Consider the following 17385-nt stretch of genomic DNA (forward strand, 5'->3'; position numbering starts at 1 on the left):
ATTTGAGACAGTGTAGGTATTAAGATCAAGCAAAAAAAGATACCTCGGTCTTGTTTGCCTGAATCATAACCCTTTAAATAACTCACCGCGATGATAACGAAGATAAGGTTTGTGCTCAGTCATAACATTAAACTGCATATCTTCTTTTAAGCCAATGACCTCTGGAGACTCTAAGTAACTAGATATTAATACTTTTCCATTATCATTAAAGGAAATAAAACCAAGGTCAAAAGCTTTATCAAGATTGGCAAGAAGTAATAACCCATTAAACCTATCTAGGCGTTCTTCATTACTAGAGTTTCGCCAAGGTTTAATGTGAGAAGCTAATAACAACTGAGTATTACGATAACCAGTAACCGCACAGCCACCCCACATCTGTATAAGTTTTGATCTAAACTGCCCTTGTCCAACCCTCGTATTGACCAAAATAGTTTTCTCGGTTTCAGATAGAGTCTTATCGGTCATCACCTGCTTGATATCTGCATTAACATCCACTTGAGATAAATCAGCTAAAAACTTATGGTAGTGGTTCAATGCAGCGCTATACATGCCTTTACCCTTAGAGTCACGAATTTTAAAAACCTCTAAATTTCGAGCCTTTTCTTCATAACTTACAAATTCTCGATATGAATTGATATCCGTCAGCGAACCTTCTATTTCACCGGTATCCACCAACCAATTTGAAATTGATCCTCTTATTGCTCCAAGGTAATTACTCGCTGTTTTTTCAGACTTACCAATATCCATCAACCATTGATGATACAACGAAGCTAAATCTGAAAAGTTTGAAATCAATGCCTCTTTGAGATCATTTGAAACAATATAGCTTTTCATATAAACAAATAGTTCATCATCAATATAAGCATGTGCAATCGCCTTAGTTGAGTAGCGATTGGTTGATGCTTTGTCGTAACCATCATGATAAGAAAGATGCCAAAAGCCTTCACTTCTTAAATGGAAGAAAGGATTTTCAGGTGTTCTTCTATCTTTACCTTGGGCTAGATTATCAAAATGGTGACTGAACTGATCTTTTAGTGTTTGATTAAAAATAATCTTATTGGTAACAATGTGCCCTACTTGGATCAAATCCATCACTGCTAGCAGCATACATACTTTATGAGGGCTTTTTTTACCACCAACACTGTTCATCTTCAGGTTTTGAAAACTCTCTAGATAATATTCGAGCGCCATAATCTACCTTCTATCCATGCTAGACATTCCCACTACTACAAATGACTTAAAGCGAGGAGCCTTATTTTCAGGCCCTGTAGAACCACAATAATTGAATGTTAAAATGCTAATTTCATTATCCTAAACAATATACCTATTTGACTTTATGGTATATGTGTTTGTTTATTCTGGTGATGAAGTAATAAATAATCTTGGGTAATTGTGATGTCTATCCCGATCAATATGGCTTTGATTTGATGAAATATTAGTATGACTCAGTAAAGCAGGCTGAACTAGAAAGGATATGGCTACTCAAACAATAACCAATAGATTTCTCTATATTGCAGGCACAAAAAAAGACGCCCTAGGACGTCTTTCTTCAGAATATGGCGGTGAGGGAGGGATTCGAACCCTCGATACCTTGCGGTATACACACTTTCCAGGCGTGCTCCTTCGGCCACTCGGACACCTCACCAAATTTTGTTGTTAACCACTGTTTGGTCAACGAGCGTTAATTTAATGTTTATGTGCTTGCTGGTCAAGTAAAAACATTAAAATATAGCTTAAAATAAACTGTTTGCTTAATTAGTGGCTTATTCGTTTAAAAACAAGCCATTTATCGACTTAAGATACTTGGTTTACGTAGGCTGGAACTTTAAACCACAGGCGACATTTATCTAAAAATACGCCATACAATACGCCAATAGCGCACGAAACAATGGCATTACTCGCAACAGCGGTGACGATTTGCTCTGGTGATGCGCCAACCACTAATAAAATACACGCGTAAACCGGTGACTGGAACAGAACATAAGCCACAAGATCTGAAATCAACTTCATTTTTGAATCAGATGAAACTCGGTTGCCTTGGCGTAATACCCAATCACGGAAGACACCATAAGGCCATGCAATCGCAATATTGACAGGAATCGAAAGTAAACGTGACTCTAAAGACTGCTCAAATGTCATGCCAGAAATAAAAATCTCAATACACATTCCCGACACAAAACTAAACACGACCATAGCAAAAGTATCCGCTGCTGCATGACGAATACAAAATGGTGCACGAACTTTCATCTTCTCTTTCCCCGATATATAAAGCTTACAATTTTTCAATTAACGATACAGAAAACCACTCTTTTAAATCAAAGCAGTTTATGGCGCTATTAAAACATACATTAAGCAGTTTATCTGACTGAAGTAAAAATGAATTTATAGATCTATCACTATTAAGCAACAAAATTGTAGTGTTAAAAACTAATTACTCATTAATGATCCACAGAACAAGCTATCAGTAGTAACGCATGGTTAACTTGAGATACAAAAAAGCCCCTGCTACTTACATAACAAGGGCTTAGAGAGGGGAATTAGCAGAAAATCAATCAGTGTTCGCCAGCGAAAACGCGGATCAGAGCTTGGTCATATTCACTGAATCATCAGGTTGGAATTGGTAAAGCTTTGTCATGGCTAGATATAATGCATCATCGAGCTCGCGTTCGTTGATTGGTTTAGCGACAATGCTATCAGCGCCCGCCCCCAGCATTCTATCGCGCGTCTCTTTGAACACATCGGCCGTACAACCAAAGATCAATACATCCTTCATAGGACCCGGCATCTGCCTGATCCCTGATATCGACTCTACCCCATCCATCACTGGCATATGGTTATCCATCAAGATTAAATCAAACGCTTCCTCCATCACCGCTTCTATTGCCAATTGGCCGTTAGTCACACAGCGACAAGTAAAGCCTTTATTTTTCATGAAGGTTTCAATAATGATGGTGTTAGTTCGGTTATCTTCAACAATGAGCACTTTTAACCCACTATAATCGAGCTTATGGTGGCTATTTTGTTCGATCACAATGGGCATACAAGTTTCAACCGCAACGTGAACTTCAAAGCTGGTACCGATATTTAATTCACTGGTTAATGTCATATATCCACCCATTAACTCGACAATCTGTTTTACGATAGCAAGCCCTAAGCCGGTACCTCCAAACTGACGCGTGGTTGTCGAATCGACTTGTTCAAAAGGGTTGAATATGCGCTGCTGAGCCTCTTTAGGGATGCCTATACCGGAATCTCGTACTCGGATTAATAGATAGGTTGTCCCCTGCTGCTCATACTCTGATAAAAAGACTTCGATAAAGCCATGACTGGTAAATTTAAAGGCGTTATTGAGTAAGTTAAACAGTATCTGTCTAAGTCTTGCTTTATCGGATAAATACCAACGATCTTTGGCGATGTCAGAGTAGACTTTAAAGCCCAACCCTTTTTCCTGACAAAGTGAGAAGTAGACACTATTGATGCTACCTATAAGCGACTCTAATGGAAATTGTGTTTCATCGAGTTCGAGTTTACCTTGCTCTATTTTAGAGAAGTCGAGGATCTCGTTGAGTAACTTCATCATGTGATCACCCGAGTCATACAGCATACGTAGGTATTTCTTCTGGGTATCATCTAACTCTGTTTTTAAGAGCAGTTGCGCTGTCCCTAGCACCCCATTCATCGGCGTTCTTATTTCGTGGGAAAGCGTTGCAAGAAAAGCGGTTTTGGCATCGGTTGAAGCTTGAGCCTTGCGTTTTTCCGCTTCTAAATAGACGGTCTTATTATTAAACGCCTCGATCAGTTGGCCAATCTCATCTTTACTGGAGTAATCAATATCGATAATACCGCCAGCTTGAGAATCCCCCACCTTGTGTCCAATATCGGTTATCGGTTTGAGTAAGTAGCGATTGATCAAGTAATAACCGGCCATTACGCACATTAATAGCATTGGAATAATCGCTAACTCTATATTAACGACTTGTGAGAACACTTCATCATCAACTAAACGCTCTGAATTAATTACCGACAATTGCCAATTAAATTCATCGAATCGATAATGACTGATATAAATCCCATCATGTATATCAAATTTATGCTCGGTTATTAGCGTGCCGTAGTTATCACGAACGACTACACCTAATTGATATTCTTCGGCATGTTTTTTTACCAAAGACATCAATTCTTTTAGGGAGAGATCGATGGTAACAACGCCAGCAAAGCGCTCATGATGATAATACGGCATAGAGGCAGTGATCATTTGGACATGTGTGAAGGAGTCAATATAGACATCAGACCAAACAACGGTTTGCGAAGGTTTATTTACCACTGCGGTGTACCATGACTCTTCATGATAAGGCGAGGATTGCGGGTTGTTATAGGAAAAGATTTGATCGACTTGACCGTTATGACGATTGAAAAACAGGCTGGACAGGCGCTCATTGGGATCGATGCTATAAGGTTCTGGCCAAATTCCGCCACTGACAACCGCGCCAATATCACCAGAGAAGAGCTCGATTAAAAGTTGACGTAGGTGGTTTTGTTTTGCGCCAGATGGAACCAGTTCAGTATTGGCGATAGCCCTTAAACTGTACAGCAATCCTTGTGAATTACTTAACGGACCGTCTATTTTACGAGCCAGTAATTGCGTTCGTAAATCTAAATGGTTTTGTAGTTTTTCTCGTACTGGAGGTTCGACGACAACCTGTGTGATCCCACCAATCATTGCGATAATAAAACAGAGGTAAACGGCTAATGCAATGATGCTTTTTTTCTTGAGGGAAGCGCTAATATCCATATTTAATCTACATTTATTCCATTAGGACAACACTATAGTTTATAGAGTCGGACATCAAGGCTTTTTCCCTTAGCCATAGATTGGTAAACTAAAGGTATTCCTTCATTATTAACCATACGGTATTTTATTTTGACATTAACAGCAATTCTTTCGTTGCCTGAACTTGAAGGCAAACTGCTTACTGAAGCAAAAACTCAAGGCTTTGTTGCTGCCATGGCTGCGGCGCCTAATGTATTATCACCTGAAGAGTGGCTTCCTTTCTTATGGGGTGGTCAAGAGACGGCACCATTTACTGACGGTGAACAGTTAGAGCAATATATTGAGTGCATCATTAGCTTATGGAATGATTACCGCCCTGCTCTACTTGATGGCGAATGGCTATGGCCTGAAGGCTGTGCGCTTGATGATGCTGAAATCGTTAACGAAGCTGGACGCGATTTCTGTGAAGGCTTATTACAAGGTTGGCAAATCTCGCGTGACGATTGGGAAACGCTAATGCCTGAAGAGAGTGAAGATAATGCGCTTCTTGGTGGCGTTTTATTGTCACTAAGTATGTTATTTGATCCTGAAACTTCGATTGCGACTTTAGCAGAACAAGGCATCGATGGTTTGGAGCAGTTTGAAGAGATCTTTAATGCCGTACCTGTGATGCTTTGTGGCTTAACGCAGCGTGGTGTGACTTTGGCTCAACAGCAGTAACCTTGGTTTAGTAACAGACAATCTCTGCCAAAAGCAATAAGTAAGCCTCTACCCTTTTGACTGATAAGAGTTGATAAACTAGAGGCTTATACTGCTTATTTTGAGGCTATAAACGCTCCCAATCAAACTGCTCGACGCGCTCATCAGCGATATAGAACAACTTACAACCTGGTGTGACTTCCATATCTAAACTTGGGTTAAGCTCCATGCCTTTGTCTTTATCAATTGCGATTAATGTCGCCTGATACTCTTTCTTTAATAGCATGAAAATAGACTCGACGTTTATCACGGGCTTATCTAGTGGGTAAGTCGTTGAATACTGTGTCATGCCTCGTGTTGAACTTAATAGCTCTTGATGTAAGGCACTTGAACCTGGATCGACCGCGGCTTTAGCCAGCATTTCTGCACCAACGGCTGGGATACATTCTGAATTAGGACAGTGTTGACGTAGAAGTTGGCTTAATGCTTCGTCTTTGAAGGAGACTAATAGATGGGCATTCGGGTTTCGATTAGAGCAATATAAGGCAGCGGAAAGCGTGACATCATCTTCAGGGTTATCAATAAGAATACAGCTGGCTTGCTCTAAATGGGTTTTGTCCATCTCTTGCCCATCGGTATAGCTGTTCACTTTAACAAACTCAATCTCACCGGGCAGTGGGTTTTCAATGTCTGAGCGCGTACACAATACAATCGGTCGCTTACCTGTTTCTTCATGTTGTAGCATGCGAATAAGATGGATGGTTCGTTGCTCATTCCAGCCTAATATTAAAATATGCGCTTTCACTCTGACACTCCGTTTTCCTAATAATCCTGATCGCCAATAATGCACGGCTTGACTGGCCATTTTTCCTAACAGCGCAGCAAAAAGGCTTAATCCACCGGGGATAATAACCAGTATCACCACCCATTTACCTAACTCTGTTTCTGGTGACATGTCTCCATAACCGACGGTACTGGCAGTCACGGCTAAGTAATAGAGAAAGTCGGTAATGGTTACCGTTAATGCCGTTTCGCCCGCCATTTTTAGCAAACACCACGACAACACTAGGTAAATTAAAAACAGTACTAAGAGATTTTTACCACCAAGATCGTGCAAGTTGGATTTCAACCACCGCCTTAGTTGTAACCAAATGAGCATAATGTTCTCACTGTGTATTCAATGTCCTTTAAGTGTATATGCTAATTGATAATCGAAAAGTGGCCGATGAAAAAAAACCAGCGAAGATATCGCTGGTTTAGGTAATGTGATCACTTATTTACAGTGATTAGCCGGCAGTAGAAACGCGCTTAAGCATTTCCCTTCACTTTCAGGTTGAGTTGCTCTGCAAAGTCCAGCATACGATTTAATGGGATCAAGGATTTCACTCTGATCGCTTCTGGAACAAAGACTTCATGCGTCTCTCCACCTTCAACCAATGCAGCTTCAATCGCTTTTAGTCCATTCATCGCCATCCACGGGCAATGTGCACAGCTACGACATGTAGCACCTGCACCTGCGGTTGGCGCTTCTACCAACTCTTTTTCCGGTACTAGCTGCTGCATCTTAAAGAAAATGCCTTTATCTGTCGCAACAATCAGTTTTTGCTGAGGTAGCTCTTTTGCTGCTTTAATTAATTGGCTGGTTGAACCAACGGCATCAGCAAGTGCAACCACACTGGCTGGTGATTCAGGGTGAACAAGGATTGCCGCCTCTGGGTATACCGCTTTCATGTCTTTTAGTGCTTGAGCTGAGAATTCATCATGCACCACACACTCACCTTGCCATAACAGCATATCAGCGCCGGTTTTATTGGCAATGTAAGAGCCTAAGTGACGGTCTGGACCCCAGATGATTTTTTTGTCATCGGCATCAAGGTGGTCAACAATTTCAAGGGCAATACTTGAGGTTACAATCCAATCGGCACGCGCCTTGACTGCTGCAGAAGTGTTGGCATAAACCACAACGGTATGATCAGGGTGAGCATCACAAAATTGAGTAAACTCTTCAGCCGGACAACCAAGATCCAGTGAACACTCTGCGTCTAAGGTTGGCATTAGAATGCGTTTTTCTGGTGTTAGGATCTTGGCAGATTCACCCATAAAACGTACACCAGCGATGATAAGTGTGCTGGCAGTATGGCGATTACCAAACTTTGCCATCTCTAAAGAATCACCGACAAAACCACCGGTTTCTTCCGCTAAGGCTTGGATTTCTGGATCGGTATAATAATGGGCAATAAGAACGGCATCTTTTTGTTTTAATAGTTCTTTAATCGATGCAATGTGTGCTTGTTTTTGCTCATCAGTAAGCGGCACAGGTTTTGCGGGAAATGGGTAGACGGTATCGATTTTATCTAAAATATGCTTCATAACTCAAGCTCTATGCTACTGCTAATAATCTCTCGATTGTACACCCTAAAAGGCGTGATAATCAAAAGAGAATCACCTTGATAGAATTAGTGAGGCATAAAAAAGGCCAACCATGTCATCGATGACATCATTGGCCTCTTTAAATCACACTAATAATGACTATAAATGTGTACTTGCAATTTTCGCTGACGCTGAGCCAGGGTACTCACTGATCACTTGCTGATAATATTTTTTAGCCTGCGCCGCATTATTATTACGAGCAGAGATATCACCCAGTTTTACGAGTGCATCAGCGCGTTTATTCGAATCAGAATAAGCAACGACAGCAGCAAAACTCTTCACTGCATCTTTATCTTGTTTCTTAGCAAAATAAAGTTGCCCTAACCAATAATGGGAGTTAGGTGTAAAGGTTGAGTCAGGGAAATCTTGCTGAAACTGTTGAAATGCTGCGATAGCACCGGTGTAATCACGTTGCTTTAAGATTAAATCAACCGCATTTTGGTAAGCGGTCTGTTCATCAGCATTAGTACTAAAAGTACCCGTTAATGCAGATTCATCTTTATCAACAACCACTGGGGCTACTTGAGAGTTTTTAACTTCATTGCGAATACGATCAAGTTCTATAAATAGCTCTCGTTGGCGATCCAACATTTGTTTCATATCGTAGCTATTTCTTTCAAGTTCACCACGAAGTGTGCTTATTTCTAGCGACATATCACTTAATTGCTGCTGCATCTCTAATTGGACACGGTTACGATTAAGTAATAAACGTTCAAGACGTTGAACTTCTGTTTCCGAAGAAGCTGAAGCCGTCGCACTATTGTTTGGGGTACTGTTTAGATCAGATACTGGGGCTGGTGCAGCAAATGCGATATTCGCTGCACTAGCCAGTAACGAAAGCGTCACAGCACGCTTTAAGTTACCGAACATGAGGCTCTATCCTCAATTAGTATACTAGAACTGCGCGGCGGTTCTTAGCATAGATTTCTTCAGATTGACCTAATAGAAGAGGCTTCTCTTCACCATAGCTTACAATCGAAATTTGGTTTGCTTCAACACCCAGTGCTTCAAGGTACTTTGATACAGCTTCAGCACGGCGCTCACCTAGTGCGATGTTGTACTCAGGTGTACCACGTTCATCAGCATGACCTTCAATCGTTACTTTGATTGCTGGGTTCTTGCTTAGGTACGATGCGTGAGCTGAAAGCATATCTTGGTAATCGCTTGCAATTGTTGAGTTATCAAAAGCAAAGTAGATTGTTTGTGTTTCACGTAGTGCTTGCTCTTTAAGCTCTTGCTCAGAAAGTTGGTCATTAGCATCAATCGGTGAAACAACCGTTGTATCGATGCCAGTTTCAGCGCCAGGTGCGATTGCTTGGTTTGTTTCTGAACCCGTTGTCGTTGATGACGCGGCTTCATCTGTTGAACTACATGCTGTCACTGCTAATACAGGGAGAGCAATTAATAGTCCCTTCAGTACTTTGTTTAGTTGCATTTTATTTTCCTTTTTAAAAACTCATTATTACAAAAACATAACTGTCTAAAACAGTAATTATAAGAATGGAGACCAGGCTGGCGCTCTTACTCGTCCATTGGTAGCCGGCAGTTGAGCTTTAAATCGCCCATCAATCGAGACCATAGATAGCACATTGGTTTTATTATAAATTGAGCTATAAATAACCATTCCACCATTTGGAGCAATACTTGGTGATTCATCTAAAAGTGTGCTTGTTAAAATTTGTACAGCACCACTATCAAGATCTTGTTTCGCTAAGTTGAAGCCTGAATTACTGCGATTGACCATGATCAAAAAACGTCCATCTGGTGTGATTTGACCACCTAAGTTCTGACTACCTTGCCAAGTAATACGCTTTGTTGCGTTATCGGCAAGATCAACCTGATAAATTTGTGGTCGTCCACCGCGATCTGAAGTAAAGATCAGTGATTGACCATCTGGATGCCAATACGGTTCTGTATTGTTTGCACGCCCTTGAGTGATCTGCTTGAGTTTACGAGTGGCTAAATCCATTGTGTAGACTTGCAAACTGCCTGTTTTAGATAAAACCAAAGCTAAACTTTTCCCATCTGGTGAGAATCTTGGCGCACCATTATGACGAGGGTATGACGTTAATTTTTCACGTTCACCGGTATAGATATTCATCATGTAAATTTCAGCTTGGTTATTCTGAAAACTTACATAAGCCAAACTTTTTCCATCTGGTGACCAAGCCGGTGACATAAGTGGCTGCTTAGAACGCAAAACAAGACGTTCGTTATAGCCATCATAGTCAGCAACTCTTAATTGGTATGGGTATTCATCTTCGTCTTTCACAACGACATAAGCGATTCGAGTCAAAAATGCCCCACGCTCACCCGTTAGCTCTTGATAGACAAGATCGGCAATGCGGTGTGCGTACTCACGCAGACGAGGGCCTGGTACTGTCGCACGCTTATTGAATAAAACATGGTCTTTTGACAGGACTAATTCACCGCTGTCACTCAATGCGCGACTTTGCCCTTGTGTGAGTTGCCCTCGGACAATATCAATCAACTGATAACTCACCACATATGCACCATCGGCATTTTGGCTAATCGTACCGGTAAGCAGTGAATCCACCCCTAAAGATGTCCACGCATTAAAATCGACATCACTATCTTGATAAGGCGTTTGCGGCATTTTACTCGTCGCAACTGGGCTAAATTTACCACTGCGCTGTAAATCAGAAGAGATGATCGCAGACACATCATGAGGTAACGCTTCGCCCCCCTCCCACTTAAATGGAACAATGGCGATAGGTCTTGCTGAGTTAATACCATCAGTAATAACCAACTCTAAAGCTGCATTTGCGTATTGAATGCTACTTGTCATTATAACAAGCAGACTTAGCATTAATTTCTTTAACACAATTTTATCCTTGTTACTCAGGTGCCACGGTTAAATTGATATTTTTTAATTGATTCACTATTTCAATATCACTTGGTAATGGAAAAGCGCTCACTTGGGCAACGGCACGTTTGGTTGCAGCGCACAACTGATTATCTCCACCTAGAATCGATAAGCTACCAACGATTGCGTCCGACCCTGTTGGTATCAGGGTTAGGTTAACCATACACGACTTTCCGTTATACCTATCTTCTAGTAATAAGTTTTGTTGGATTAGTTGGGTATAAATCGCCCCATAACGCTGAGTTTCTGATGATATAAATTGTTGACGCGCTGAACTATTTCGTGATGTTTCACTCTCTAATCCGGCAAAAATATCATTCATCGCGGCTTCTTGCTCTTCACGTTCTTTTTTCAAACGCTCAAGACGTTGCTGCTCTTTTTTCGCTTTTTCAGCCGCCTCTTTCGCTGCCTTCTCTTTCGCTATACGTTCTTGCTCTGCTCTTTCTGCGGCTTCTTTCTCTTTACGAGCTTTTTCTGCTGCTTCCTTAGCCGCTTTTTCTTGTGCGATACGCTCTTTTTCCGCTTTAGCAATCGCCGCTTCTTTCGCCACTCTTTCCGCTTCTGCTTTTGCAATAGCCGCTTGTTTTGCTACTCGCTCTGCTTCCGCTTTTTTCAGTGCCGCTTCTTTAACTTTGCGCTCGGCTTCCGCTTTCTCAGCACGTTGTTTCTCTTGAGCGGCGCGAGCTTCTTCAACTTTACGTTGCTTTTCTTGCTCAACACGTTTCTTTTCTGCTTCACGAGCCGCTTTAGCTTCTTGAGTTTGCTGCTCTTTTAGCTTGCGGATATTTTCTTCTCGCTGACGACGCTCTTTTTCTAATCGTTCACTTTCACGGCGCAACTTATCAAGGCGATCTTGCTCCTTTTTAGCCGCTGCTTCACGTTGTTGACGGATCTCATTAGCTTGCTTACGAACGGCTTGTGGATCAATCACAACAGCTTGAACCATGTTACCCATCGGCTCTGGCTTAGAGGGCATCCAATCCGCGCCCCACAGTAAAACGACAATCAACACTGCATGCATGAAAAAAGAGATGGCGATTGGCTTGCCGTAACTTGATTGATTCGTTTTTCTTCTAGTCTCTTTCATAATGGGTTCGAATCTATTCCTTTATATCCGTTAATAATCCCACTTTAGGAATACCAGCTCGACTTAACTCATCCAATACTAAAACGATGTCTGCATACGGCGTTGCAGCGTCACCACCAACGGCAACCGGTGCTTGGGCATTGACCGCTCGCTCTGCTTTGACACGAACAATAACGTCATCAATTGATAAGCCACGTTGCATTTCATCATTGTTAACGCTTAAACCAAGCAAACCATGCTTATCAATTTCGATAATAATAAAGCTACTACTATCATCACCCAGTAAATCTTGTGCTGATTGCGCCGTTGTTGCTTCTGGTAATTCGACATCGACCCCTTGAGTAACAAACGGTGAAGTCACCATAAAAATGATCAACAGCACCAGCATGACATCAATATAAGGAACAACGTTAATTTCCGCAGTTAATTTGCGCTTTTTAGGTTGATATCCTGCCATGAATTATTCCCTACCCGCCATCACTTGACGGTGTAAAATACTGTGGAATTCTTCTGAGAATGTCGCGTAGTTATGCTCAAGTTTAGAGACTTTGTTACTTAGACGGTTATACGCCATTACTGCAGGAATAGCGGCGAACAGACCCATTGCTGTTGCGACGAGTGCCTCTGCAATACCTGGAGCAACCATGGCTAACGTTGCTTGTTTAACAGCACCAAGCGCGATAAAGGCATGCATGATACCCCATACCGTACCAAATAGACCGATGTATGGACTGATTGAACCAACAGTTGCTAGAAACGGCAGGCTGGTTTCCAACTCGTCAACTTCACGAGCAACTGAAACGCGCATTGCTCGACCTGTACTTTCCATAATAAAGTCAGGAGAAGCGGCATTACTTTTACGTAAGCGAGCAAATTCGGTAAAACCAGAGTAGAAGATTTCTTCTGTACCAATTAGAGAGTCTTTGCGTTTTTTTACATCTTGGTAAAGTAGTGATAGATCAGTACCTGACCAAAAACGGTCTTCAAAAGCTTCAGTATTATTTACTGCATTTGATAACACTTTACTGCGCTTGATGATCATTGCCCATGAGACAACAGACATCCCCATAAGCACCAACATAACCATTTTAACGAGTAAACTAGCTTGTAAAAAAAGATCGAGAATAGATATATCAGCAGTCACTGTGGGTAAACTCCAAAATTATAGATTGAGGCATCGCCTTCGGTTTCATTTTCTGGTTATCAATACATGCTACCTTAACTTGAGCCGTACACAATACAACACCTTCATGATTAACGATTTCCTGACAAAATACTAAGGAAGCACGTTTCAATTGAGAAATGGTCGTTGTTACTGTGAGTTGGTCATCAAGCTTTGCACCTTGTAAGAAATCAATATCAATATGGCGTACAACAAAACCGATATTTTCAGCCAGTAAAGTTTGCTGAGAAACACCGATAGAGCGAAGTAATTCCGTACGCGCCCGTTCAAAATACTTCAAATAGTTGGAGTGATATACCACCCCACCCGCATCGGTATCTTCATAATAAACGGTGATTGGCCATGTAAATAAGGTGTATTTTAAACTACGCAATGTTACAACCAAAATAAATTAATATACTAATCTTTTACTATAACTCAACTATTTACGATTAAAACACTATCAATATGCTTTTTTTGAATTGAGTCCATAAAAAAAAGGCCATCTGTATAAGATGACCTCAGTTAGAGTAAAAAACCAACAACTATATTAAGCGTATAATTGTTAAATAGAGCAAGATAGGTAACAAGAAGTATGGACTGAACAATAATTGCCAATACCAATTGATTGGTTTAAAGCCAATGCCATACACCATACTGGAGCAAAGTGCCCAAATAAACAGTGGACCAATGATGATGTTAAACCCGCCAATACTGGTCGCGTATACTTCTGGATCCCACATAACTAAACCAACATGCATAAAGCCTAATAGTAATGCGACAGCTCTTAGCACTGCATTATCCATCGGTGTATGCCATCTAGTCACTTGCTCGGTCATGTTACTCACTATCATTATCCATCATTTCTGAGTGCTCTAACCAAAGAGCATTAATAATACCGAATGCACACGCTAGCAATACACCCAGAATCCATGCGAAATACCACATACTTTATACCCCTTAATAAGCTGACGTGTTGTTGTCTTCGATAAACTTCTTATCTAAACGACCAAACATTTTGTAATAAGTCCAAATCGTGTAACCTAAAATAATTGGCACCATCACAAAAGCAACTGACGTCATTAAGTTAAGCGTTAGCTCACTTGAAGTAGAATCCCACATCGTTAAGCTATGATTAGGTACTAAACTTGACGGCATTACAAATGGGAACATTGCTAAACCAGCGGTAAAGACGACGCCCGCATTGGTTAAGCTTGATGCGATAAAGGCAAACGCACCTTTGTCAAAGCGAGAAGCAATAACCGCAATAATAGGCATAACGACACCGAGAATTGGTGCTGCCCACATTAATGGATATTGTTCAAAGTTAGCCATCCATGCACCAGCTTCACGAACCACTTCTTTATTCAAAGGATCCGATTGTGCCGCTTTATCTAAAACGCTAGTAATAACATAGCCATCAATGTGCTGGATCCAGAAGCCACCAGCAACAAACGTCGCAGCAAGCACTAAACCGGCAATTTGAGCAATATTACGTGAACGCTGATGAACTTCATCGGTCGTTTTCATTTGCAGCCAAGTTGAACCTTGCAGCACAATCATTGACAAGCTAACCACACCACATAGCAAAGCAAATGGGTTCAGTAACGCGAAGAATGAACCGTGATACGTTGGCATCATAAAGTCAGATAATTGAAATGGCACACCTTGCAGCAAGTTACCAAAGGCAACACCAAAGATAACTGGTGGAACAAAGCCACTGGTACAAATCGCGCCATCCCATGCTCTACGCCACTTTGGATCCTCAATTTTTGAGCGATAATCCAAACCAAGTGGACGTAACCATAGTGCCGCTAAAGCAATTAACATCGCAAAATAGAAACCCGAGAATGACGTTGCGTACACCAAAGGCCACGCTGCAAACAATGCACCACCCGCTGTAATTAACCAAACTTGGTTACCATCCCAGTGCGGAGCAATCGTATTGATCATTACACGACGTTCACTATCTGTTTTGCCGATAACCGGCACTAAAGCACCAACGCCCATATCAAAGCCATCGGTAACAGCGAATCCAACCAGTAATACACCGATTAAAACCCACCAAATAAGACGTAAGATTTCGTAGTCAAACATAAATAATCCTTGCTTATACTTCTACTTGACGACCAACTTTGTCTTCAACAGAGTTAGCTTCTTGTTCAAAGTGGTAACGACCTGTTTTCAGGCTACTTGGTCCTTTACGAGCAAACTTCACCATGAGGTAAACTTCGGCAATTAAGAACACCGTATAGAGCGCTAAAATTGCGAATAGTGATGTCCACAATTCACCTGCGGTCAGTGCTGAAACAGCGACATCAACCGGTAAGATCTCACCAACGGCCCAAGGTTGACGACCATACTCAGCAACGAACCAACCTGCTTCAATCGCAATCCATGGTAGCGGCATGCCATATAATGCTGCTTTAAGTAACCACTTCTTCTGACCAATTTTTTGGCGGCAGGTTTGTACAAAAGCAAAACCAAAGATAAACAGCATCACTACGCCACAAGCAACCATGATGCGGAACGAGTAAAACAATGGCCAAACCGTTGGAATGGAGTCGTCAGCCGCTGATTGAATTTGCGCTTCAGTGGCATCCACAACGTCATCGGTATAGCGCTTGAGCAACAAGCCATAACCTAAGTCGTCTTTTACCTCATCAAAAGCGGCTTTGTTTTCTTCTGACTTATCACCAGAACGTAACTTAGCCAGCAATTCATAGGCGTACATACCATTACGAATACGGTCCACATGCTCTTCACGTAAATCACGTAAACCGGTTACCTGTGTATCCAATGAGCGCGTGGCAATAATACCCATGATATAAGGGATCTTGATTGCGTAGTCGGTTTCCATGGTTTCTTGATTCGGAAGACCAAGGACGGTAAAGGAGGCTGGCGCTTCTTCTGTATGCCATTCGGCTTCAATTGCCGCTAGCTTAACTTTTTGCACATCACCCAACTCATAGCCTGACTCATCGCCTAGTACCATTACTGATAAAATCGCTGCCATACCAAAAGAAGCCGCGATAGCAAACGAACGTCGAGCAAAAGCAATATCTCGGCCTTTTAGTAGATAGTATGAACTGATACCTAATACAAACATGGCGCCTGCGGTATAGCCTGATGCAACGGTGTGAACAAATTTAACTTGAGCGACTGGGTTAAGAACAACCTCAGAGAAGCTCACCATTTCCATTCGCATCGTTTCAAAGTTGAACTCAGCCCCGACCGGGTTTTGCATCCAACCGTTGGCAATCAAAATCCATAGAGCAGAGAAGTTTGACCCGAGCGCGACTAACCATGTTACGGCTAAGTGCTGGCGTTTCGACAGTCGATCCCAACCAAAAAAGAACAGACCAACAAAGGTCGATTCGAGGAAGAAGGCGACTAATGCTTCAATGGCCAATGGCGCACCGAAGATATCACCGACATAGTGAGAATAGTAAGACCAGTTAGTACCAAACTGGAACTCCATGGTAAGGCCGGTTGCCACACCAAGAGCAAAGTTAATACCAAATAGCTTACCCCAGAACTTGGTCATGTCCTTATAGATTTGCTTATTGGTCATTACATACAACGACTCCATGATGGCAAGTAAAAATGCCATACCTAAAGTCAATGGAACAAACAAGAAGTGATACATCGCGGTAAAAGCAAATTGCAATCGCGATAGATCAACGACATCTATCATGGTAACTCCTTTTGCGTCGGCTGAATGACGCGGTTTACACTTTTACAACGCTAGATGTAATGTATTAACTTTATATTGGTATAAGTAGTCAAAAGCATCCGTTGCTGTAATTATGCATTATGATGGTTATTTAATTGTTATAAACATAGTATTATTGCTGATGCTAATATTACTGCTAAATACAATTTGTTTCAAAAGATTTATAACTAAAATTAACTTTGACGCAGATCAATAAAATAACAGCATAAAAATCCAAGCGTCATTCAAATTGACTTGCGTCAAAAAATAAACATCATAAAATGCAACGAGTTACACCAAAAAACCTTGCACTACAAATAACCAACACAAACAAAACCAACCCATAACTCAATGGCTGCATATTGGCAACAATAATCACCCACAAACACAACTCAGCGTCTACAATATCGCTACTTACAATCTATGTTTGCTGAAATAAATAACAAGCGCAATGTCACATTTATTTGGCAATGATAATTATTACGCTTAAGGTTTAACATTATTTAACGAACTATTGATGCGATCCATATTTCCAGCCCATTAATACTTGTTACAACCTTCGGTAAATATGTTAAATGGCATATTACAGGTACAAAAAAGCCGATACCTTTTAATACCAATTACATTAATTTTG

General features: G+C 41.3%; 16 protein-coding genes, 1 tRNA gene and 1 pseudogene. 1 reads left to right on the forward strand and 17 read right to left on the reverse strand.

The features are described from left to right. Positions 1-63 precede the first annotated feature (63 nt). From BCU68_RS03145 to BCU68_RS03160, 4 genes and pseudogenes are all read right to left on the reverse strand, one after another. On the reverse strand, positions 64-1191 hold the full coding sequence (locus BCU68_RS03145) for an HNH endonuclease (RefSeq protein ID WP_102563351.1): 1128 nt from the start codon (positions 1189-1191) through the stop codon (positions 64-66). Positions 1192-1557: 366 nt separating this feature from the next. Further along, positions 1558-1645: transfer RNA gene (locus BCU68_RS03150), tRNA-Ser, on the reverse strand. 149 nt (positions 1646-1794) lie between these two features. Further along, complete coding sequence (locus BCU68_RS03155; RefSeq protein WP_102563352.1) at positions 1795-2247, reverse strand: L-alanine exporter AlaE; 453 nt, start codon at positions 2245-2247, stop codon at positions 1795-1797. A gap of 352 nt (positions 2248-2599) precedes the next feature. Continuing rightward, positions 2600-4759: pseudogene (locus tag BCU68_RS03160) on the reverse strand (ATP-binding protein); the annotation flags it as partial. A 162-nt stretch (positions 4760-4921) separates the two neighbouring features. Here BCU68_RS03160 and BCU68_RS03165 point away from each other — a divergent pair. After that, entirely contained in the window at positions 4922-5491 is a 570-nt protein-coding gene (locus BCU68_RS03165; protein ID WP_102563353.1) for a UPF0149 family protein, read from the forward strand. A gap of 106 nt (positions 5492-5597) precedes the next feature. On the opposite strand, the gene BCU68_RS03170 is transcribed toward BCU68_RS03165, so the two are convergent. The 13 genes from BCU68_RS03170 to cydA all read right to left on the reverse strand — a co-directional run bounded on the left by BCU68_RS03170 (position 5598) and on the right by cydA (position 16733). After that, positions 5598-6629, reverse strand: a complete 1032-nt coding sequence (locus tag BCU68_RS03170; RefSeq protein ID WP_102563354.1) for a potassium channel family protein — start codon at positions 6627-6629, stop codon at positions 5598-5600. 149 nt (positions 6630-6778) lie between these two features. Then, complete coding sequence (nadA, locus tag BCU68_RS03175; RefSeq protein ID WP_102563355.1) at positions 6779-7840, reverse strand: quinolinate synthase NadA; 1062 nt, start codon at positions 7838-7840, stop codon at positions 6779-6781. Positions 7841-7999: 159 nt separating this feature from the next. Further along, complete coding sequence (gene ybgF, locus BCU68_RS03180) at positions 8000-8770, reverse strand: tol-pal system protein YbgF (protein WP_102563356.1); 771 nt, start codon at positions 8768-8770, stop codon at positions 8000-8002. Positions 8771-8786: 16 nt separating this feature from the next. Next, positions 8787-9335: a peptidoglycan-associated lipoprotein Pal gene (gene pal, locus BCU68_RS03185; protein ID WP_102563357.1), complete on the reverse strand. Its 549-nt coding sequence runs from the start codon at positions 9333-9335 to the stop codon at positions 8787-8789. A gap of 57 nt (positions 9336-9392) precedes the next feature. Then, positions 9393-10745, reverse strand: a complete 1353-nt coding sequence (gene tolB / locus BCU68_RS03190; protein WP_102563358.1) for a Tol-Pal system beta propeller repeat protein TolB — start codon at positions 10743-10745, stop codon at positions 9393-9395. A gap of 13 nt (positions 10746-10758) precedes the next feature. Then, positions 10759-11874 (reverse strand): cell envelope integrity protein TolA, encoded by a 1116-nt coding sequence (tolA, locus tag BCU68_RS03195; RefSeq protein ID WP_102563359.1) that lies wholly within the window; start codon positions 11872-11874, stop codon positions 10759-10761. A 13-nt stretch (positions 11875-11887) separates the two neighbouring features. Beyond that, entirely contained in the window at positions 11888-12331 is a 444-nt protein-coding gene (locus BCU68_RS03200; RefSeq protein ID WP_102563360.1) for an ExbD/TolR family protein, read from the reverse strand. A 3-nt stretch (positions 12332-12334) separates the two neighbouring features. Next, positions 12335-13018, reverse strand: coding sequence for a protein TolQ (gene tolQ / locus BCU68_RS03205; RefSeq protein ID WP_102563361.1), 684 nt, complete (start codon positions 13016-13018; stop codon positions 12335-12337). Continuing rightward, positions 13008-13430, reverse strand: a complete 423-nt coding sequence (gene ybgC, locus BCU68_RS03210; protein ID WP_102563362.1) for a tol-pal system-associated acyl-CoA thioesterase — start codon at positions 13428-13430, stop codon at positions 13008-13010. Before ybgC ends, tolQ begins: the two co-directional genes overlap by 11 nt. A gap of 151 nt (positions 13431-13581) precedes the next feature. After that, a complete protein-coding gene (gene ybgE / locus BCU68_RS03215) occupies positions 13582-13884 on the reverse strand; it encodes a cyd operon protein YbgE (RefSeq protein WP_102563363.1) in 303 nt (100 codons plus the stop codon). Continuing rightward, the gene (gene cydX / locus BCU68_RS03220; protein ID WP_102563364.1) at positions 13877-13984 is read right to left on the reverse strand and encodes a cytochrome bd-I oxidase subunit CydX; all 108 of its coding nucleotides are present in this window, start codon (positions 13982-13984) and stop codon (positions 13877-13879) included. The genes ybgE and cydX overlap by 8 nt, the downstream gene beginning before the upstream one ends. 12 nt (positions 13985-13996) lie before the next feature. After that, a complete protein-coding gene (gene cydB, locus BCU68_RS03225; RefSeq protein ID WP_102563365.1) occupies positions 13997-15133 on the reverse strand; it encodes a cytochrome d ubiquinol oxidase subunit II in 1137 nt (378 codons plus the stop codon). A 13-nt stretch (positions 15134-15146) separates the two neighbouring features. Next, a complete protein-coding gene (cydA, locus tag BCU68_RS03230; RefSeq protein WP_102563366.1) occupies positions 15147-16733 on the reverse strand; it encodes a cytochrome ubiquinol oxidase subunit I in 1587 nt (528 codons plus the stop codon). Positions 16734-17385 lie beyond the last annotated feature (652 nt).

Origin of the sequence: Vibrio sp. 10N.286.49.B3 (assembly GCF_002873395.1) — a bacterium.
Classification (GTDB): Bacteria; Pseudomonadota; Gammaproteobacteria; order Enterobacterales; family Vibrionaceae; genus Vibrio.